Annotated in this window: 16 protein-coding genes; 8 read left to right on the top strand and 8 right to left on the bottom strand. The window is 61.8% G+C overall.

The genetic code is table 11. The features are described from left to right. Positions 1-2: 2 nt before the first annotated feature. The 3 genes from atzF to PI990_RS18620 form a co-directional block, all read right to left on the bottom strand. Positions 3-1,817: an allophanate hydrolase gene (gene atzF / locus PI990_RS18630; RefSeq protein ID WP_271658059.1), complete on the bottom strand. Its 1,815-nt coding sequence runs from the start codon at positions 1,815-1,817 to the stop codon at positions 3-5. Positions 1,818-2,015: 198 nt separating this feature from the next. Beyond that, positions 2,016-3,641 carry a methyl-accepting chemotaxis protein gene (locus PI990_RS18625; protein WP_271661325.1) on the bottom strand — a complete coding sequence of 542 codons (1,626 nt, stop codon included), beginning with the start codon at positions 3,639-3,641 and terminating at the stop codon, positions 2,016-2,018. Between the two features lie 117 nt (positions 3,642-3,758). Beyond that, the gene (locus tag PI990_RS18620; protein WP_271658058.1) at positions 3,759-4,829 is read right to left on the bottom strand and encodes an MASE2 domain-containing protein; all 1,071 of its coding nucleotides are present in this window, start codon (positions 4,827-4,829) and stop codon (positions 3,759-3,761) included. Between the two features lie 248 nt (positions 4,830-5,077). Here PI990_RS18620 and PI990_RS18615 point away from each other — a divergent pair, with 248 nt between their 5' ends. From PI990_RS18615 to PI990_RS18595, 5 genes are all read left to right on the top strand, one after another. After that, positions 5,078-5,632 carry a TetR/AcrR family transcriptional regulator gene (locus PI990_RS18615; protein ID WP_271658057.1) on the top strand — a complete coding sequence of 185 codons (555 nt, stop codon included), beginning with the start codon at positions 5,078-5,080 and terminating at the stop codon, positions 5,630-5,632. 161 nt (positions 5,633-5,793) lie between these two features. Continuing rightward, positions 5,794-6,279, top strand: a complete 486-nt coding sequence (locus PI990_RS18610; RefSeq protein ID WP_021220090.1) for a DUF2165 family protein — start codon at positions 5,794-5,796, stop codon at positions 6,277-6,279. A gap of 29 nt (positions 6,280-6,308) precedes the next feature. After that, positions 6,309-7,025 carry an SDR family NAD(P)-dependent oxidoreductase gene (locus tag PI990_RS18605; RefSeq protein WP_271658056.1) on the top strand — a complete coding sequence of 239 codons (717 nt, stop codon included), beginning with the start codon at positions 6,309-6,311 and terminating at the stop codon, positions 7,023-7,025. A 201-nt stretch (positions 7,026-7,226) separates the two neighbouring features. Continuing rightward, positions 7,227-8,114, top strand: coding sequence for a S1C family serine protease (locus PI990_RS18600; protein WP_271658055.1), 888 nt, complete (start codon positions 7,227-7,229; stop codon positions 8,112-8,114). Between the two features lie 399 nt (positions 8,115-8,513). Continuing rightward, positions 8,514-9,326 (top strand): crotonase/enoyl-CoA hydratase family protein, encoded by an 813-nt coding sequence (locus PI990_RS18595; RefSeq protein ID WP_271658054.1) that lies wholly within the window; start codon positions 8,514-8,516, stop codon positions 9,324-9,326. A 191-nt stretch (positions 9,327-9,517) separates the two neighbouring features. Here PI990_RS18595 and PI990_RS18590 read toward each other — a convergent pair whose 3' ends face one another. The 3 genes from PI990_RS18590 to PI990_RS18585 form a co-directional block, all read right to left on the bottom strand. After that, the gene (locus PI990_RS18590) at positions 9,518-11,176 is read right to left on the bottom strand and encodes an ATP-binding cassette domain-containing protein (RefSeq protein ID WP_271658053.1); all 1,659 of its coding nucleotides are present in this window, start codon (positions 11,174-11,176) and stop codon (positions 9,518-9,520) included. A gap of 12 nt (positions 11,177-11,188) precedes the next feature. Next, complete coding sequence (locus tag PI990_RS31620; protein ID WP_442969344.1) at positions 11,189-11,779, bottom strand: lasso peptide biosynthesis B2 protein; 591 nt, start codon at positions 11,777-11,779, stop codon at positions 11,189-11,191. A gap of 100 nt (positions 11,780-11,879) precedes the next feature. Further along, positions 11,880-13,280 carry an asparagine synthase-related protein gene (locus PI990_RS18585; protein ID WP_271658052.1) on the bottom strand — a complete coding sequence of 467 codons (1,401 nt, stop codon included), beginning with the start codon at positions 13,278-13,280 and terminating at the stop codon, positions 11,880-11,882. A 534-nt stretch (positions 13,281-13,814) separates the two neighbouring features. Between PI990_RS18585 and PI990_RS18580 the strand changes: the two genes are divergently transcribed. After that, entirely contained in the window at positions 13,815-14,021 is a 207-nt protein-coding gene (locus tag PI990_RS18580) for a hypothetical protein (RefSeq protein ID WP_271658051.1), read from the top strand. Positions 14,022-14,087: 66 nt separating this feature from the next. On the opposite strand, the gene PI990_RS18575 is transcribed toward PI990_RS18580, so the two are convergent. After that, positions 14,088-16,283 (bottom strand): OsmC domain/YcaO domain-containing protein, encoded by a 2,196-nt coding sequence (locus PI990_RS18575; protein WP_271658050.1) that lies wholly within the window; start codon positions 16,281-16,283, stop codon positions 14,088-14,090. Between the two features lie 388 nt (positions 16,284-16,671). Between PI990_RS18575 and cobF the strand changes: the two genes are divergently transcribed. Together cobF and PI990_RS18565 are read left to right on the top strand one after the other, a co-directional pair. Next, positions 16,672-17,439, top strand: coding sequence for a precorrin-6A synthase (deacetylating) (gene cobF, locus PI990_RS18570; protein ID WP_271658049.1), 768 nt, complete (start codon positions 16,672-16,674; stop codon positions 17,437-17,439). Between the two features lie 168 nt (positions 17,440-17,607). Continuing rightward, on the top strand, positions 17,608-18,780 hold the full coding sequence (locus PI990_RS18565; protein ID WP_271658048.1) for a hydroxymethylglutaryl-CoA reductase: 1,173 nt from the start codon (positions 17,608-17,610) through the stop codon (positions 18,778-18,780). On the opposite strand, the gene PI990_RS18560 is transcribed toward PI990_RS18565, so the two are convergent. Continuing rightward, complete coding sequence (locus tag PI990_RS18560; RefSeq protein WP_271658047.1) at positions 18,781-19,281, bottom strand: hypothetical protein; 501 nt, start codon at positions 19,279-19,281, stop codon at positions 18,781-18,783. Positions 19,282-19,419: the final 138 nt, after the last annotated feature.

The following is a 19,419-nucleotide window of genomic DNA, read 5'->3' as shown; positions in this document are numbered from 1 at the left end:
ACTCAGGCCGGCGTGCGGCTGGCGATGAAGGCGCGCCAGCCACCGAAGGCGGTGATGTCTTCGGCGCTGTGCAGGGCCCAGGGCTCGCAGATGAAGCCCTTGACCCAGCGACCGTCCTCCAGCTGCAGGTTGCCGATGCCCAGGGGCGGCGGAATCTCCGCGACGAACTCGCCGAAGCGGGCGAGGGGGATGTCCCACAGCTCGACGATGATCGACGCGCCTTCGGCCGCCCTGGCCAGCCCCGGCTTGGGCGGCACCGAGCCGGGCAGCGCATAGAGGCGATAGGTGGGGGCGGTGAGGGTCTGTTCCACCAACACCGCATTGCGGGTGACCAGCTGGAAGTTCAGCGGCATACCGGTGAGGTGCGCGCCGACCACGGCGACCCGCACGCTGCCGGGTGCCTGAACGGGCGTGGCGGCAGGCGGCAGGGGGCGACCGGTGGCGCCCAGTGGCAGGCCGAGGGCGGCTTGCCAGCGTTTGCCCAGGGAGGCGAGGGCGTGGTCGTGCCAGGCCGGGGCGAGCAGGGTGATGCCGGCAGGCAGGCCGTCGTCGCGCAGGCCGGCGGGCAGGGCCAGGGCGCTGAGGTCGGCGAGGTTGGTGAAGTTGGTGTAGGTGCCGAACTGCGAGTTGAACAGCACGGGCTCGGCGGCCATTTCCTCCAGGGTGCGCAGGGTGGGGGAGGTGGGCACCACCAGGGCGTCGAAGCCGGCCAGGGCGAGGTTGATGGTCCGGCTCAGCTCGGCCCGCAGGTACTCGGCGCGGTAGGCGTCGCAGGCGCTGTAACCGAAGCCCTTCTCGACGATGCCGCGTACCACGGGGTCAATCGCCTCGGCGGCGTTTTCCAGCATGCCGGCCATGGCCACGGTGCGCTCGGCCACCCAGGAACCCTGGTAGAGCTGTTCGGCCAGGCGGCGGAAGGGCGTGAAGTCGATGGGCACCAGCTCAGCGCCGAGCTCGCGCAGGCGCTCCAGGGCCTGCTGGAAGACCGCCTGGTTGCGGGCGTCGCCGTGGAATTCGAGGGCATCCGGGATTGCCAGGCGCGGCTTGGCGCCGATGGCCACCGGCGCTGTGCCGGGGTTGGTGCGGGAGTAAGCGTCGGCGGCGTCGTAGCCCCCGGCGATGTCGGCGACGTGCTCGGCGTCCTCCACCGTCAAGGCGAACACCGAGATGCAATCCAGGGTGCGGCAGGCGGGCACCAGGCCCTTGTTGGACAGCCAGCCCCGGCTGGGCTTGAGCCCGACGATGTTGTTGAAGCCCGCCGGCACGCGGCCGGAGCCGGCGGTGTCGGTGCCGAGTGAGAAGGGCACCAGGCCACGCGCGACCACCGAGGCGGAGCCGGAGCTGGAGCCGCCGCTGACGTAGGCAGCATCGAAGCTGTTGGGCACCGCGCCGAAGGGCGAGCGGGTGCCCACCAGGCCGGTGGCGAACTGGTCGAGGTTGGTCTTGCCGATCAATACCGCCCCGGCGGCCTGCAGGCGCGCGACCACGGTGGCGTCCTCACCGGCTGGGTAGGCGAATGCCGGGCAGGCGGCGCTGGTGGGCCAGCCGGCGGCGTCGATGTTGTCCTTGATGGCGAAGGGCACGCCATATAGCGGCAGCCGGGAGAGGTCACCGTCGACGGCGGCCAGCTGCTCGGCGAGGGCGGCGAGGCGTTCGCTCAACTGCACAGGGGAGGCGAGGACGATCCAGGCCGGGTCTTCGTCCTGCAATTGCTGCAGCAGCTCGAAGAGGATGGCGGGGCTGAGGGTGGCGTCGCGGTAGGCGGCCTGCCATTGGCCGAGGGTCCAGCCGAGGCTGTGCGGAGTCGCGGATTGCATGAGGTGCTCCATCTTGTATCCAAGTTGGAGTGCAGGGTTGCAACCGCCGGGCCAAGGTCCTGTAACCCTTGTAGGGCCTGGCGCGGGTGGATTCGGGTAAGCGCTGGATGCAGCCTGGATGCTGACGATTGGTGCAAGCGTGCATGGATGTGGTGCGCAGAGCGCGCCTGCCGCGATGGCGGCAGGCGCGGGCCGGCATCAGACGCGGAAGCGGGTGACCATGCCGCTGAGCTCGATGGCCAGGCGCGACAGTTCCTGGCTGGAGGCGCTGGTCTGGTTGGCGCCGGCGGCGGTCTGCAGGGACAGGTCGCGGATGTTGGTGAGGTTGCGGTCCACCTCGCGGGCCACCTGGGCCTGCTGTTCCGAGGCGCTGGCGATGATCAGGTTGCGCTCGTTGATGTGGGTGATCGAGGCGGTGATGCGTTCCAGTGCCATGCCGGCGTTTGCGGCCGACTTGAGTGTCTGCTCGGCCTGCCCGGCACCGGCGAGGAGGGCGTCCACGGTGCCCTGGGTGCCGGTCTGGATGTTGTCGATCATCTCTTCGATCTCTTCGGTGGAGCTTTGCGTGCGCTGCGCCAGGGAGCGCACCTCGTCGGCGACCACGGCGAAGCCACGGCCGGCCTCACCGGCACGCGCGGCCTCGATGGCGGCATTGAGCGCCAGGAGGTTGGTTTGCGCGGCGATGCCGCGGATCACGTCGAGCACCGTGCTGATGTCGCGGGTCTGGCTGGCCAGTTCCGAGGCGCGGACGGAGGCCTGGGTGACCTGGCCTGCCAGGGTGCGGATCGAGGTGATGGCGTCGTTGACCTGGATGAAGCCCTGGCGGCCGGCTTCGTCGCTTTCCTTCGAGGCGGCGGCCGTGCTCACGGCGTTGCGCGCCACTTCTTCCACGGCGGCGGTCATCTGGTTGACGGCGGTGGCGGCCTGCTCGATCTCGGCGTTCTGCTGGTGCAGGCCACGGTTGGCGTCTTCGGTCACTGCGTGCAGTTCTTCGGAGGCGGAGGCCAACTGGTCGGACGAGCTGCCGATCTGCTGGATGGTGGCCCGCAGGTTGCCCTGCATGGTGCGCAGGGCGGCCAGCAGCATGGCCGGCTCGTCCTTGCCGATGACCGTGATGTCGCGGGTCAGGTCGCCGCTGGCCACGCGTTCGGCGATGACCACCGCCTCGCCCAGCGGAGTGACGATGCTGCGGGTCAGCACCAGGGCGACGGTGACGGTGACGCCGAGGATCACTACCAGGGCGACCAGGGCGAAGAAGAAGGCGTCGTCCGATGCTTCGTCGCTGCGCTTGGCCGCTTCGGATGCCCCGGTGGAGTTGAAGCGGATCAGCTCGCCCAGCGCACTCATCATCGCGTTGGCGTAATCCACCAGGGGGCCATTGACCAGGCGGTCGGCCTCGTCCAGGTGGTCGTCATCGATGGCGTCGAGTATCTGCTCCTGCAGCCCCCGGTAGGTTTCGTAGGTGTGGATGAAGCGCTTGAAAAGTTCGCGATCCTGCGCCTGGGCGATGGTGCTTTCATAGGCGGCGAACTGCCCAGGCAGTGCGGCCTGGATGCCTCGGATGGTGGACACGGCGCGGAGCTGCTCGGCCCGCTCGTCGACGATGATGCCGCGCAGCGTCAGTGCTCGCCCATTACCGATGGCGGTGCCTATTTCGCTCAGTGCGATGATCCCGGGCAGCCAGGTGCCACGGACCTCGATCGACGCGTTGTCCATCCTGTTGGTTTGGTACAGGTTGCTGCCGCCCATGGCCAGGACCAGCAGGGCCAGCAGTGAAAAGATAAGTCCCGCGCGTTTTCCGATGGCAAGGTTTCTCAACTGAATACTCCTTCAAACGACAGTTGGTGGTGGCTGAAAAGGCTGAAAGCCGGGTGCAGGCGAGCGCCAGCGGGTGGCCGGAATCGGTGATCAGGTGTCGCTACGTGTGGCGGCGGGGCGCAGCTAGGGAACGGGCAGGGGGCCGGCGGCCGGGGGGGCTCGCGGGGCTTCTTCCAAGGGGCGTGACGCCTGGGGCCGGGGCTGGCCCGAGCGCTGTTCTGCCAGGCGCAGCCATTCGTTCTCGCTGGCCAGGCTGTTGCTGAACTCGGCGAGGCCAACACGGATGCGCGCCTCCGGCAGCCCGGTGCCGCCGGCGAAACAGTGGGCGAAACCGTCTTCGATGCGGTCGGTAAGGGATTGCGCGCCGAGTCGCCTGGCCTGCAGCAGAAGCACCAGGAATTCCCCCCGGCGCTTCATGCACAAGAGGTCGGTGCTGCGTATCCCGGCCTTGATCAGGTGCCCGAGCCTAACGCTCAGTGCGTCCGCCACCAGCGCACCGTGGCGCTCGCGCAGCAAGGGGAATTCATCGATGCGGATATGCGCCACGGTGGCCTGGCCGGAGCCGCAGCGGCAGCGTAGGAAGACCCGCGCCAACTGGTACATCCAGCGATTGTGGGAAGTGAGCATGCGCTCGTCGAAGCCGCTGACAATGGACAGCGCCTTCTGCTGCCTGACCAGCCGCTGCGTCAGGCTGTAGCTCGTCCAGCCGACCACGAAGGGGTAGATCACCAGCATCGGCAGGCAGGCCCAGACCACGGCCGGCGGGGTTTCCAGCGCCACTTCGAAGCCGAGGGCGGCCCCGGCCAGGGCCATCCCCAGCAGGTTGGCGGCCAGGCCGTAGAGCATGAAACGAATGCCCTTGGCGCTGACGCTGTTCATGGCGACCATCGACAGGAGCAGCAAGGATGGCAGCACGCTGAACTGCATCGCAGCGACCCAGCCGCCGGCGAAGACGCAATCGAGCAGAAGATTGCGCAGCTCGGTGCGGTAGGGCACGCGGGCTCGCACTGCCAGCTGGTACGCCAGGCAGGGCCAGATGAAGGCATTGAGCAGCATCAGCACCCAGAGCGGCGAGGGCCCGGGGTAGGTGGTGGTGGCGACGAAAATAAAGCTGAGCGCGCAGCCCAGGGCTCGTGGTTTGTAGACGCGGTTGGCAAAGCCGATACCCGCGCCCCTAGTACGATCAAAAGCCATGAGCCCTCGCGGATTGGCGGTAAAATTACCGCTGTATGCCTTGAATAAACCGGGGTGCGCGGGTGTGGGGTTCCCGAGGGAATTCGCCAGCGGTTCCGGTCGATGGGCAGAGGTGCATTCGTGCGCGCGTCGGAGCCTGGTCCTGTAACGGGCGAGGCACGTGCCATAAGCGGGATGGACCTCACTGTGAGCCCCGGTGAGGGGGTGGAAAATAAAAATACGATCGTATTCTAATTCGAGAAAGCCTGATGAGTAAACGCCCTGTGATCGACAGGAACCTGGTGCTGGATGCCGCCATATCGGTGGTGATGGACCAAGGCATTTCTGCATTGAGCATTGGTGAGGTGGCCAAGGCCGCCGGCATAAGCAAGGGCGGCGTGCAGTCCTGCTTCGGTACCAAGGACGGCCTGGTCGAGGCCATGGTCAACCGCTGGAAGGCCGACTACGAGGCGTCGGTGATGGCCCAGCTGGCACCGGATGCGGGGGTGCTGGAGTTGCTGACCGCGCAGATCCACATCATCGCCATCCCGGACGAAGAGCTGAGCAAGCGGGCGGCGGCGATCCTTACGGCGATGTTCAGCCAGGATAGTCTGCGCGCCCAGGCCAACGACTGGTACCGCTCCCTGCTGCTGGGCGGAGCGTTCGAAAGCGAGCGCGGCAAGCGCGTGCGGCTGGCCTTTCTCGCGGCCACCGGGGCCTTCTTCCTGCGCTCCTTCGGCATCATGGAAATCTCGGAAGCGGAGTGGAAAACCTTCAACGAGGACATCGCCCGGTTGCTGCCCGCCGACGCCTCCGCGCCCTAGGTGACCGCCCCCTTGCCCCTTCCCAGGGGCTGGCCATCGCTCTTGTGCTGCGCTTGTTGACCTCAAGTTAAGTTGAGGTTTTAGAGTGCCGCTCGGCTCGCCTGTCGCTGCCCGCCCGGGTTCGCTTCAGGCGCTTCCGAACCCACGCACAAGGACCAGGAATGGATACCCAGACCTCACTGATGATTTTCCAGGGCACCTGCTTTCTCGGCTTCAGCCTGTGGCTGAGCGTTGCGCTGATCAACAACCTGCACGCCTTCGCCAGTTCGGTCGGGGCCATCGGCGCGACCATGTCCATGGCGCCGCTGCGACAGCCGCCGGTGATCGACATCCCACTGCTGCGGCGTGGCTTGGATTCCCCCTTCATGCATCGCCTGGCGCTGCTGGTCATCGTGGTGTTGCAGGCGGCTGCCGTGCTCGCGGCCTGGGCCGGTTGCTACCAACTGCTGCTCGGCACCGGGCTGGAGGCCGCCCGGCCCTGGCTGAACCTGGCTTTGAGCGCTGCCCTGGGTTTTCTGTTCGCCATGCTGCTGGGCGGGCTCTGGTTCGGTTACTGGATACGCCAGGAAGGGCTGCAGCTGACCCACCTGGTGCTGGTCATCTGGGTGTTGCTGGATTTCGTCGTGCTCAACCTGCGTTGGGCCTAGCGGGCAAGGAACGGACAAGGAGCAATGGCATGAAGATGATGATCGTAGGGGCGAGCAGGGGGCTGGGCCGGGCGCTGGTGGAAGGGCTCGGCAAGCCGGGTGACGAGGTGATAGGTGTCTCGCGCAGGCGGCCGGAGCACCTGCCGCTGGCTCCGGGCGTCGAGCTCGGCTGGATCGAGGCGGACCTGGCCCGCCCCGCGGTGGCCGTGGCGCAGATCGAGGCCGGGGCGCCCGCCGCGCTCGATGTGCTGGTGTGCAATGTCGGCATCTGGGAAGAGCACGCTTTCAGCGAGCACTACGACTTTCTCGGCGACAGCGATGAGTCCATCGGCCGGCTGGTGGAGGTGAACATCACCGCCACGCTGTTGCTGCTCAAGCGGTTGGTGCCCCGGTTGCTGGCGTCCGCCAGGCCGCAGCTGATCCTGATTGGCTCCACCTCGGCCCTGCGCCAGAGCGGGCGCCCGGAAGTGGCGTTCGGCGCCTCCAAGTTCGCCCTCAATGGCATGGCCGATGCGCTGCGCGAAGGCTTCCGTGATCAGCGCCTGGCGGTGACCGTGCTGCACCCGGGCTACCTGAATACCGACGACCCGCTGTCCACGCCGCTGGCGGCAGCCGCCGCGCGCGGGGAGGGGCAGTTGGTACCGGTGCATGACGTGGTGACGATGGTGGATGCGCTGCTGCGGCTCTCCGCCGCTTCGTTCGTGCGCGAGCTGACGTTGCCAGCGATCAGGGATGAGCGCTTCTGAACGGATGTAACCGGGAGCGGAGGGGCCGCCTTCCCTGACGCTTCCGGCTGTCGCTGAGACGCTGTAGCCATCCGTGTGACGTGCGTTAGCCTTTGCCTATTCAATGGTGGCAGTATGCCCGCAAATAAAACAGGGACTGGTCACCTCATGAGACAGGCATTGCCGTTACTTTTCGTCGTCGCTGGAACACTGAGCGGTTGCATGCTGGACCCCATAACCTTGGCAATGAGTGCCGCCGATGCGGCCGGCCCCAGCGAGGCCGAATACCAGGCCGAGTTCGACCGCTCCGTCCGCGAGTCGGTGATCGCCGACTTTCGCACCCAATCCTGCACGCAGCTAACGAATCTATGGCCTGAGGTCAAGGCGCTGCATCAGAAGGACGCTGAAAACGGGCAGATGTTCATCGAAACGCGTGAGCAGGTGATCGCCGAAAAAGGCTGCACAGTGCCAGCGCCTCTGGCAGAAAGCACTGCCCAGACGAAGCCGGATGCAGGCAAGACCGCCGCCGCACCGGCGGCGGTCGCAGCGGCCCCGTCCACCCCTGTCTCTCCGGCGCCTGCTCCTGCCGTAACGCCCGCCAGCAGCGGGGCGTTGAGCACGTCGATTGCAGAGTACATCGCCATGGAAACACCGGAGCGCTACCGCAACCGCTCCTGCGATTACCTGCATGCGCGGTTGATCGAAACCTCTCCGGGGTTCGCCAGCGAAGACCCCGAAATCAAGCAATGGGTGCAGAAGGCACAAACCGTCGTCACCCAGACCCTGGCGGAAAAGCGTTGCGCACCGGCTTCCTGGGTGGGGGGCCGCATCGGGGCGAGGATATCCACCATCGACCCCGTCAAGGCCCCACGCCTGAAGCTTCCAAGCACCGGGGTCTGGGTTGAGGGAACCCTGCCCGGCAGCCCATCGGCAGCGGCCGGGCTGCTCCGTGGTGACACCCTGGTGGCGGTCAACGGCACGCCCGTCGCAGACGCTTCGGAGTTCTTCGTCATCGTCCTGAAGCAGCCCATCGGCTCGACCATCCAGGTGAAGTTCTGGCGCGTGAACGCCTTCCAGGAAGTCCCGGTCGTGATCGGTGCGCCGCAGTAGCGAGACAGGCCTGGCCCTCGGCTCGTACTCGTATTTCATCATCGTGCCCAGGTCCAGGGCCTTGATGTAGGTCGACAGTCGAAGCCTTGTCGCCGGCCAATCACGGACCGACACGCGGGGTGGACCAGGCTCCACCGGTCCGCCTTCGTGGTCATGCGGGCACCGCGGGTTGATGAGAAGAGCGTCATCCACGCCAGGTCAATTTCGTGCAGTTGCACAGCATGGGTTTCGCAGAGCTCTACCCATCCTACCGGCCCCCACGTCGCACTGGCCTTTGGGTTGGCCGGTGTCCGGCCGGCCCTTTTTTGCCACGCCCCCCGCACCCAAACCGCCGGAGCGCGCTTACCATGAGCGGCGAAATGCCTATCCACCCTTTCAACAAAAAGAGGACCTGCCGGCGTGACCCAGCCCGTATGGAACCATGTAGACCTGAGTTATGACGGCGCCATCGCCACCGTGCGCCTGAATCGCCCCGACAAGCACAACTCGATCAGCACCCAGCTGCTGCTGGAGCTGATCGCCTGCGGCGAATTCCTCAAGCGTGACCGGGCGGTGCGCGCGGTGATCCTGGCCGGCAACGGCCCGTCCTTCTGCTCCGGCATGGACCTCAAGGACATCGTCACCGGCAGCCCGCTGAAGAAGATCATGGCCCTCCTGCCGCTGTGGAAGCCCAGCATGAACCGATACCAGAAGGTCTCGCTGGTGTGGCGCTCGCTGAGCGTCCCGGTCATCGCCGCCATCCACGGCAACTGCTTTGGCGCCGGCCTGCAGATCGCCCTCGGTGCCGACATCCGCGTCGCCGCGCCCACCGCCCAGCTGTCCATCATGGAATCCCAATGGGGCCTGGTTCCGGACATGGGTGGCACCGTGCTGTTGCGCGAGCTGCTGCCCAAGGACGTGGCGATGGAGCTGACGTTCTCCGGGCGCATCATTGACGCCACGCAGGCCCATCAGTTGGGCCTGGTCACCCACCTGGCCGATGACCCGCTGGCGCAGGCCCGCGCGCTTTGCCTGGAGTTCGCCCAGCAGTCGCCGGATGCACTGGCCGCCGCCAAGCACCTGCTGATCGGCGCCTGGAGCACCTCGGAGTCGGCTGCCCTGGGGCAGGAGCGGTTGTGGCAGCGGCGGGTGATAGGCCGCAGGAACCAGGCCACCGCCGTGAAGCGCCGCTTGCAGAAATCCCAGGACGCGTACCGCGAGCGGACCTGGTGAGGGGAAGAGGGGGCAGGTAGATACGGCCCCCGCCCGAGAAGGGGCGAGGGCCGCTGGCGACCACAGAACAGCCCTCGCTCGACGCCGATCAGGGCAGGAGTGCCTGCGTGGCCGTTAACAAGAGTCAATGACTGAGGTAAACCACAATGAGCGTCTCGGTGTAACGCCATGCCGGCGCGTTGAGCACCCCGTTAATAGGCTGGACTAGCGGAGCCATGTAGCTCTACCGCTATTCCGTGTTGCTCTTTTAGTTTCTCGTCATGAGTGACGATTATCAGGCAGCCAGTTCTCAGGGTCAGCCAATCAATGATTCGTTGCGCCGTTCTCTCATCTAATGCTGAAGTCGGCTCATCCAATATCAGGGTTGTTTTCTCTCTCAGAATCGCACGGCCTATGGCAATTCGTTGTCTTTCTCCGCCACTGAGTCCGCTGCCTGAAATGTCTATGTTCATGGCGAGTAATGCGTCGACATTAGTCGTGTTCTGGCGGTTGAATCCTAAGAGCTCGACCACTTGCCGCAACCTCTGCGGGTCTACCTTGTCGGCGCCGTAGAGTAGATTGTCTTCAAGGGTGCCCGATATCAATACAGGCCTCTGTGGTGCCACTGATACATCGGAAAGTATGAATTCGCTCAGGGAGCCATTTATCGGGTGCCCCTTGTAATAGGCTGTGCCCGTATAGTTTTCCTCAAGGCCCAGAAGCGTGTTTATGAGTGTCGTTTTTCCTGCACCTGACTTGCCAGAGACTATATTCACGCCCTGGCCAAGTTTGCAGTGGATATTATCGAGAATTAGGTGCCCATCTTTTACGAGTGACACGCCTTGAAGAACAAAGCCTGGGGTGTTGTCGTAGTGCTTTGGGTGGTATTGCTCTTCAATGCTCTCTTCAAGGTATTTGATGCCGTCATTCAACGAAATAAGATGAGCTTGAAGGTTGAATAATGTGCCTGCGAGCAGATGCAGCTGAGACGTGAGCATGGTGATGTACCCCACGATCATAATGAAGTCTCCTGCTGTGAGGCTTGTGCGGTAATACACGCCCGACAGTGTTACGAAGAGGACGAGCACTGCACCAATAGCGAGCCCTTGATAAGCGATTCGAAGACCCATTCGTAAATTGGATTTTCTGATTGACTTGACGTAGTTGTCGAAAAATTCTCTGCCTGAAGTGAATTCCTTGGTGAATGTATTGTTCAGCTTGATGTCGTACGTTCTGTTGAGCCTCTCAACTGTATAGCTTGAGAGGCTGTTGTCAGCCTCAAACAATATCCGATGAATATCAGCGCTGGTCTTGGCGATGTAAATGGATATGAAGGCCAGTACTGCGGATGAGACCAGGAATAGTACGGCATACAGTGTGCCCATGATGGTGTAGAGCACGCTAATCGCTATGAAAATCTCCACTGCAATAGGTGCAATTGTCCAAAAAACTCCAACCGTGACCAGGCTGAAACTGCTGGCAGACCTATTGATGTCGGCGACTACATACCCTGGGTCCAGCGTTTGCTGTTTTGTGTATGGGTACTTGAGAATTCTGGTGATGATTGCTTCATACAGCGTCGCGTCGCACTTGGCGAGTATCCAGGCTGATCCCACTCCACGCATGCTGGAAAGTACCTGTGAGAAGGTCCATAGGATCGCATAAGCTCCAGAGAAGATTAAAAACTGTGTATGTAGGCTGTTGATCTCTCCAAGAGAGTTGGCAGCATTTCTAAGCAATACGGGGAGTAGTGAGTTCAGTGCGCTGCAGAATATGAACGTCGCCGATACGCCAATAAAGCTAACTGCGAACCATTGGTAGTTTCTTGATATTATTCTGAAGCTTTTTAAATAGTGATTTATCCATTCCATGGCGCGATTCCACTATATAGACAGGATTTTGGGAAGTTTGCTTGAAAGGTGTTGGTCGTCAGATACCACTTTTTCATCAATTTCTACCCATGCGTGCGAGAGAAAATCAAACAATTGAACTCCAATAAAAAAATTGCAATTCTCTCCGTTTTTAATGGCGTAGTTGAATATGCAGATTGAGGATTCTAAGCATTTGACTTTGAGGGGTAGGAGCAGTGATGCATGGTGGACACTGTTTACATAGTTTTTCAGTGCTTCTTGAGATAGTGTGCTGCCGTTCTTTTTGTTAATTTTTGCTTTTCTCATGCTGTTAAGCACGTACCCAAGCCCATGTTTCTTTAGGCTTATCTTTAGGCGCAATAGATCCAGAAGAGCCCATATGGTTGGTAACAGGCTAAGGCTGCTTGAGGAGCTGCACCTACTTATTCGCCACGTGTAATTGTCTATCCCTTCGTATTCTTCGTCGACTCTGTTTAGTGCTTGGCTATAGGGCGTGCGGTGTATTAGATTTAATTGAGTGAGTTCGTTGAGGAGATTTTCATATTGTGCGCATGATTTACTGCTTTCTGTTAGTAAAGTGGTTTGGCTCTCGCTAAGGATCATGAAATGATCTTTCTTTTCGTCAAGTAGGATAATTTGATTGTGCATGACGAGGTGGTGTATGTGGGGCTGGAATGAAAAGCTCATCTAGCTATCCTCGTTGTCAAATTTTGATCAAGGCTGCGCAGGCTATCTTTATAAGCGTTTGGTCTGCCCCTCCAAATCCCATTGACGAATAGCGTATTGCTTTTTTTATATGTGAGATATTGATGAGTTTTTCTTGCGTGAGCCAACTGCTTTCTAAACGATCAATAATGTGATTTGAATGGTATTTGAGTGCCTTCTGGTAAGCGCTAGTAATGTGCCCCTTGTCACGTCTTAGCTCTATATTTGGGTATTTTGCATTGGCTGCGCGCCTTAGTGGTAGTCGAGTGTTGTAATTATCAAACATGTCATATGGGTCTTGGCTTAAGGCATATTCAATCATTCCTTTGCTGGTGAAAGGGTACAGGATATCTGTACTAATATTTGAGTGCGTGGTGTTCTGATAGATAGCCTGTGCTATGGCTTGCAAGTATTCTTCTTTTAGACTTCTGGGTCTTTCTATTGCAGGTGGCGGTGTGATGTGTCTTGTGAAAAACTGACTGCGCTGATAATTGTCGTGGTTGCGCTGTTTGTAGCTGCTAATTAATGCCTCATAAAAACTCAAGCCGGATAGTTTAGAGAACATTGAGAATGCTTTTGCTGCTTTTATTATTTTCTTGTCCTTAAGCAGGCTCTGGTATGCCGCGGGTGGGACGGGGTCTAAAAATAAGTGATCGCCTCCGTGGCCATCCAATATGATGAAATCACCATTTATCTTGCTGGATATGAATTCTATTTCTTTTTCAAAGACCTTATTGGAGGCCATGCTGACACTGACGGATATATGGTCCTCAAGGTTGATTTCTTGAAAAAAGTACCAAGGCTCGAATTTGAATAGTAAATGGCTAATATTTAGTTTTTCGCACAAGGCTGTGGCAGCTTTGAAGTCTGCGTTAGCACTGCTTTTTTCATCAAGCCAAGTTATGGCAGTAACGCGGTCTGCCCCTACTGCTTCAATTGCAGAGAGAAGAATACATGTCGAGTCGACTCCGCCAGATAGGCGTACTACGAGACGTTTGTAATAATTGGTTTTACACCTGCTACTAATGGAGGATGTCAGTACTTCTAATGGGGTGTCGGTTGTTTCTTTTTTTGTGTTGAATAGATCTATTTCTAGTTTCCCGGAGTGGGAAATGTGGTTGTACGTATATCTGCAGCCTGGAGGGAGTAGCGAAAAATTCTCCCAGTAACTGGATATTGGAATCCTCTCGCTGTACGCGATCTGCGAGAGAGTTACCTCTCTATCAAGTTTCTTGAGTGGATTTTTGTTTAAGTCGCTATTGGTGGCTAGCTCACCAGTGAGCGTGTTGACGAATATGATTTGGGAGGATGAGGCGGGGTTTGTATAAACTGTTTCTTTTTTTGAGGTTTCTGTTGCGTTGTGAGTAGGCGTCTGGCTGGTGTTTTCTCTCTTGCTCACGACCGGTCCTTGGCGTTGTGGTTTTGGTATGGCTTATCACTGAGTACCCACTATCGGGTACTCAGTGATTGCTGATTTATACGGATGGGCAGTTAGTGCATCCTGCTCTCCAGACCATATATTTCCCCTCGTATATAGCACCACCACTTTGGCCGTTTATTGTGGTGTTGGCTTTGAATGTTAGAAAATTTTTGGTTGAGGTGGTCTGGGTGTGTTTTTTCCATTTGAACATGATTTATTCCCTTGATTGGTTTTTGGTTGTATGCCAGTTAGGCCTGGGAATGAATATCGCTGCTTATTGGGGGTGTCAAGCGGTTTGCTTAATTAGGAAGTTTCCTACCTGCGAGTGAGTATCAGCGTACAGGCTCTAGGCTATTTGGTAATAATCCTATTTCCATTTTTCCTTATATATGTAGTTCTGAAAGGTTTGGACTGTTAATGCAGTAACTCTCCAAAAAAAATTAGGTGTTTTCTGTTGAGTTTATTTTCGTTAAGCACATCAAGCGCCAGATCGCGCTGGAGGCGGATATCTGCATGGTCGCGTCCATCGCCCAGCAATCGCCGGATGCACTGGCCGCCGCCAAGCACCTGCTGATCGGCGCCTGGAGTACCTCGGAGTCGGCTGCCCTGGGGCAGGAGCGGTTGTGGCAGCGGCGGGTGATCGGCCGCAGGAACCAGGCCACCGCTGTGAAGCGCCGTTTGCAGAAATCCCAGGACGCCTACCGCGAGCGGACCTGGTGACGGAAGGAGGGGGCAGGTAGAGACGGCCCCCGCCCGAGAAGGGGCGAGGGTCGCTGGCGGGGCGGGTTACTTGGCTGCTGCCTTGGCCCGCGCGGCGTGGAGCTTCTTGTAGCTCTCCACCAGGCGTTGGTGCCGGTCGAGGCCTTCCAGCTTCATGCTGGTGGGCGTCAGGCCGTAGAAGCGCACGCTGCCGTCCAGCGAGCCCAGCACCGCGTCCATGCGCGGGTTGCCGAACATGCGGCGGAAGTTGGTCTCGTAGTCGTCCATCTCCAGGTCGTCGTCCAGCGTCACTTCCAGCGCCGCGTTCAGGGCCTGGTAGAACAGCCCGCGCTCGACGGTGTTGTCGTTGTACTGCAGGAAGGCTTCCACCAGCTCCTTGGCGTCTTCGAACTTCTTCAGCGCCAGATGGATCAGCAGTTTCAGCTCGAGGATGGTCAGCTGGCCCCAGACGGTGTTGTCGTCGAACTCGACGCCGATCAGCGTGGTGATGTCGGTGTAGTCGTCGACCTCGGTGTTGTTGAGGTTCTTCAGCAGGGACTTCAGGCCACGGTCGGGCAGGCTGTGCAGGTTGAGGATGTCCGCACGGAACAGCAGCGCCTTGTTGGTGTTGTCCCAGATCAGGTCCTCCACCGGGTAGATCTCCGAGTAGCCCGGCACCAGGATGCGGCAGGCGTTGGCGCCGAGGTCGTCGTAGGTGGCCACGTACACTTCCTTGCCCATGTCCTCGAGGATGCCGAACAGGGTGGCGGCTTCCTCGGCGTTGCTGTCTTCGCCCTGGCCGGAGAAGTCCCACTCGACGAACTCGAAGTCGGCCTTGGCGCTGAAGAAGCGCCACGACACCACGCCGCTGGAGTCGATGAAGTGCTCGACGAAGTTGTTCGGCTCGGTCACCGCGTGGCCTTCGAAGGTCGGCTGCGGCAGGTCGTTGAGGCCTTCGAAGCTGCGGCCCTGGAGCAGCTCGGTGAGGCTGCGCTCCAGCGCCACTTCGAAGCTGGGGTGGGCGCCGAAGGAGGCGAACACGCCGCCGGTGCGCGGGTTCATCAGGGTGACGCACATCACCGGGAATTCACCGCCCAGGGAGGCATCCTTCACCAGCACGGGGAAGCCTTGTTCTTCCAGCCCACGGATGCCGGCGAGGATGGAGGGGTACTTCTCCAGCACGGCTTGGGGCACGTCCGGCAGGGCCATCTCGCCTTCGAGGATTTCGCGCTTCACCGCGCGCTCGAAGATTTCCGACAGGCACTGCACCTGGGCTTCGACCAGGGTGTTGCCGGCGCTCATGCCGTTGCTGAGGTAGAGGTTCTCGATCAGGTTGGACGGGAAGTACACCGTCTCGCCATCCGACTGGCGCACGAAGGGCAGCGAGCAGATGCCGCGCACGGTGTTGCCGGAGTTGGTGTCGTACAGGTGCGAGCCGCGCAGCTCGCCGTCCGGGTTGTAGATTTCCAGGCAGTGCGCGTCGAGGATCTCGGCGGGCAGCGCGTCCTTCGGGCCCGGCTTGAACCAGCGCTCGTTGGGGTAGTGGACGAAGTCGGCGTTGGCGATGTCCTCGCCCCAGAACTGGTCGTTGTAGAAGAAGTTGCAGTTCAGCCGCTCGATGAACTCGCCCAGCGCGGAGGCCAGGGCGCTTTCCTTGGTGGCGCCCTTGCCGTTGGTGAAGCACATCGGCGAGGCCGCGTCGCGAATGTGCAGCGACCAGACGTTGGGCACGATGTTGCGCCAGGAGGCGATCTCGATCTTCATGCCCAGGCCGGCGAGGATGCCGGACATGTTGGCGATGGTCTCCTCCAGCGGCAGGTCCTTGCCGGCGATGTAGGTGCTCTGCTCGCTGCTGCTCGGGATCAGCAGGGCCTGGGCATCGGCGTCGAGGTTCTCCACCTCTTCGATGATGAACTCGGGGCCCTGCTGCACCACCTTCTTCACGGTGCAGCGGTCGATGGAGCGGAGGATGCCGAGGCGGTCCTTCTCGGAGATGTCCGCCGGCAACTCGACCTGGATCTTGAAGATCTGCTGGTAGCGGTTTTCCGGGTCGACGATGTTGTTCTGCGACAGCCGGATGTTCTCGGTGGGGATGTTGCGCGTCTGGCAGTACAGCTTCACGAAGTACGCCGCGCACAGGGCCGAGGAGGCCAGGAAGTAGTCGAACGGACCCGGTGCCGAACCGTCGCCCTTGTAGCGGATCGGTTGGTCGGCGATGACCGTGAAGTCGTCGAACTTGGCTTCGAGACGAAGGTTGTCGAGAAAGTTGACCTTGATTTCCATGCGGGGGTACCAGCGTAAAAAGTGGAGCGATGAAGGGGGCGCACTGAACAGCCGGGACGATCGGCCCCGTCGGCAACGCGCGTGGCCAGGCCAGGGCGTGCAGGTTCCAGCGGAGGGAGCGGGGCGGGATCGGGCTGCGCAGGGCGTGCATGGAAGCGGTCCTGTGACCGGCATTCGATGCCGCAGTGGGTTCGCCGGCGGGAAGGATAGGGGAATTGGCGGCCAGTGCCCAGGCTGACCTGCCCGGATGCAGCCATTACCCGACCGTGGCGACGGCCGGTGTCGGGCTGGCGCGGGTGGTTGCAGGCCCTGGGAACGGGCTGCGCCTCTTTCATCACCACCGCCTTTGCGCTCACCATGGCGGCCTGTGAACGGGCGAGGAGCCGCCATGAAGAAACTACTGGTCATCGGCATCGGGGCGGGGGACCCCGACTACATCACCCTGCAGGCCGTGAAGGCGCTCAACCAGGTCGATGTGTTCTTTATCCTCGACAAGGGCAGCAGCAAGGACAAGCTCATCCACCTGCGCCGGGAAATCTGCGAGCGCTACATCAGCGGGCGCGACTACCGCTTCGTCGAGGCGGGCAGCCCCGAGCGCGAGCGCGGCGGCGAGTACGACGCGGCCGTCAAGGACCTGAACCTGGCCAAGCAGCAGGTGTTCGAGCGGCTGATCGGCGAGGAGCTGGGGGAGGGGGAGTGCGGCGCCTTCCTGGTCTGGGGCGACCCGTCGCTCTACGACAGCACCCTGCGCATCCTGCAGGCGATCCTCCGGGGCGGGCGGCTGGCGTTCGAGTACGAGGTCATCCCCGGCATCAGCAGCATCCAGGCGCTGGCGGCCCGTCACAAGGTGCCGCTGAACCGCATCGGCCGGTCCATCGAGATCACCACCGGCCGGCGCCTCGCCGAGGGTTTCCCCAGCAACGTCGACAGCGTGTTGGTGATGCTCGACGCGGAAGACACCTACACCCGCCTCGACGCCCCCGACCTGCACATCTACTGGGGCGCCTACGTGGGCACGCCGGATGAAATCCTCATCGCCGGCAAGCTCAAGGACGTGGCCGCCGACATCGCCCGCACCCGCCAGCAGGCGCGCGAGGCCAACGGCTGGATAATGGACACCTACCTGCTGCGCCGGGGGGATGACGAAGGGGTGTGAGGCGCGGCCCTTCGCCCGTGGTTCTGGCGCCAGCGGCCATCCTCACTAAGATTGACGCGTTGGATCACCTGATTGGCGTGATCGGTCATGCCGGCTCCGGCGCCCTTGGGCACACTCGGGGCAACGGATTTCACCCAGGGCGATCCGCCCGACCATCAGGAGAGCACGATGTCCAGAGGCGCCCCGATTCCCCGCAACCCCGAGAACGATTACTCCAACGAGCAGGCCGGCGTGCGCCGCGACTTCATCAAGGCGCGGACCGGTGCCGCGCTGGACGTGGTGGGCCAGTACGCCATCGACCCGGCCGTTACCCAGGGCAATATCGAGAACTTCATCGGCGTGGTGCAGATGCCCCTGGGGCTGGCCGGCCCGCTGCGCATCGAGGGTGAGCACGCGCGCGGCGACTTCTACGTGCCCATGGCCACCACCGAAGGCACCTTGCTGGCCAGCTACAGCCGGGGCATGCGCGCCATCAGCGCTTCTGGCGGGGTGAAGACCACGGTGGTCAAGCACTCCATGCAGCGGGCGCCGGTGTTCATGTTCGAGGACGCGTTGCAGGCCCGGGAGTTCGGCGTCTGGCTGGTGCGCGAGTTCGAGGCGATCAAGGCGGCCAGCGAAACCACCACCCGCAGCGGCAAGCTGTTCGAGATCGAGCAGTACCCGGTCGCCAACATGCTCTACACCCGCTTCTGCTACACCACCGGCGATGCCGCCGGGCAGAACATGACCAGCAAGGCCACCTACGCCGCCTGCGAATGGATCAAGGCCAACCACCCGCTGCAGCCGCGCTACATCCTCTCCGGCGCCATCGACACCGACAAGAAGCACTCGGCGATGAACATGATCCAGACCCGTGGCAAGCGGGTGATCGCCGAGTTCACCCTCAAGCGCGAGGTGGCCCACGAGCTGCTGCGCGTCGACCCCGCCAACCTCTACCGCTACCGGCAGATCGCCGCCGTGGGCGCCTTCCAGGCCGGCTCGGCGTACAGCGGCGCGCACTCGGCCAACGGCCTGGCGGCGCTGTACATCGCCACCGGGCAGGACGCGGCCAATGTCGCCGAATCCCACGGCGGCATCACCTACGGCCAGTTGCTGGACAACGGCGACTACTACTGGTCGGTGACCCTGCCCGCGGTCATCTGCGCCACCCACGGCGGTGGCACCGGCCTGCCGACCCAGCGCGAATGCCTGGAACTGCTGGGCTGTTACGGCACCGGCAAGGCGGACAAGCTGGCGGAGATCATCGCTGCGGTGGTGCTGGCGGGGGACGTGTCGCTGACCTCGGCCATATTGGCCGGTGACTGGGTCAGCAGCCACGAGGCGCTGGGGCGCAACCGCTGATCAGGCGTTGCCGGGCGTGCCGAGCCGCGCGCCCTGCCGGCGCAGGTAGACGACCTGCGCTGTCACGCCGAGAACCAGTGCCAGCAGCAGGCTGCCCTGGGCGCCCACCAGCAATGGCGCGTGCAGGTCGGTCACCAGCGGGTGGCCATCCGGCACGCGCCGCAGCACCTCGGTGACGGTGGGCAGCATCAGCAGGAACGCCGTCAGGCTCAGCAGGATGGTTTCCAGGTACACCCGTGCGCGGCCCAGTGCGCCTATCCGCCCAACCCCGTAGCCGGCGACCAGCAGCACCAGGGTGACCACCGCGATGGCGTTGCTCACCGGTTGCCGCGCAATCAGGAACACCGTGCCGGCACCCAGCAGCATCGAGACGAAGTAGGCCAGGCCCGCCCCTGAGCGCGGCACGATGCGGCCATGCCGCGCGAACATGTAGAGCGCCAGTGGAATGGCCGGCAGGCTGCCCAGGGTGTGCAGCCAGCCGAGGGGGGAGATTCCGAACATTCGCTGTTTCCTTCTGGTTGGACGATCGGCATAGCCGTTGCCGCCAGCCCCTGTGCAGGGGTGCTTCTGCAGGGCGGCGCCGGAGGGCTATGATTCAGGCCCCAGATTATTCAACGCGCGGCCGCCCCGACATGACGG

It is taken from the genome of Pseudomonas sp. TUM22785 (genome assembly GCF_028198105.1).
In the GTDB taxonomy this organism is placed as follows: domain Bacteria; phylum Pseudomonadota; class Gammaproteobacteria; order Pseudomonadales; family Pseudomonadaceae; genus Metapseudomonas; species Metapseudomonas solani.
This window is presented reverse-complemented; position numbering and strand designations above follow the sequence as displayed.

Coding starts and splice junctions, on each gene's coding strand:
- cobF (WP_271658049.1), top strand. CDS start 16,672: ATGAAGAAACTACTGGTCATCGGCATCGGGGCGGGGGACCCCGACTAC.
- PI990_RS18600 (WP_271658055.1), top strand. CDS start 7,227: ATGCTGGACCCCATAACCTTGGCAATGAGTGCCGCCGATGCGGCCGGC.
- PI990_RS18565 (WP_271658048.1), top strand. CDS start 17,608: ATGTCCAGAGGCGCCCCGATTCCCCGCAACCCCGAGAACGATTACTCC.
- atzF (WP_271658059.1), bottom strand. CDS start 1,817: ATGCAATCCGCGACTCCGCACAGCCTCGGCTGGACCCTCGGCCAATGG.
- PI990_RS18560 (WP_271658047.1), bottom strand. CDS start 19,281: ATGTTCGGAATCTCCCCCCTCGGCTGGCTGCACACCCTGGGCAGCCTG.
- PI990_RS31620 (WP_442969344.1), bottom strand. CDS start 11,779: ATGATCCTTAGCGAGAGCCAAACCACTTTACTAACAGAAAGCAGTAAA.
- PI990_RS18615 (WP_271658057.1), top strand. CDS start 5,078: ATGAGTAAACGCCCTGTGATCGACAGGAACCTGGTGCTGGATGCCGCC.
- PI990_RS18605 (WP_271658056.1), top strand. CDS start 6,309: ATGAAGATGATGATCGTAGGGGCGAGCAGGGGGCTGGGCCGGGCGCTG.
- PI990_RS18580 (WP_271658051.1), top strand. CDS start 13,815: ATGGTCGCGTCCATCGCCCAGCAATCGCCGGATGCACTGGCCGCCGCC.
- PI990_RS18610 (WP_021220090.1), top strand. CDS start 5,794: ATGGATACCCAGACCTCACTGATGATTTTCCAGGGCACCTGCTTTCTC.
- PI990_RS18590 (WP_271658053.1), bottom strand. CDS start 11,176: ATGGAATGGATAAATCACTATTTAAAAAGCTTCAGAATAATATCAAGA.
- PI990_RS18575 (WP_271658050.1), bottom strand. CDS start 16,283: ATGGAAATCAAGGTCAACTTTCTCGACAACCTTCGTCTCGAAGCCAAG.
- PI990_RS18620 (WP_271658058.1), bottom strand. CDS start 4,829: ATGGCTTTTGATCGTACTAGGGGCGCGGGTATCGGCTTTGCCAACCGC.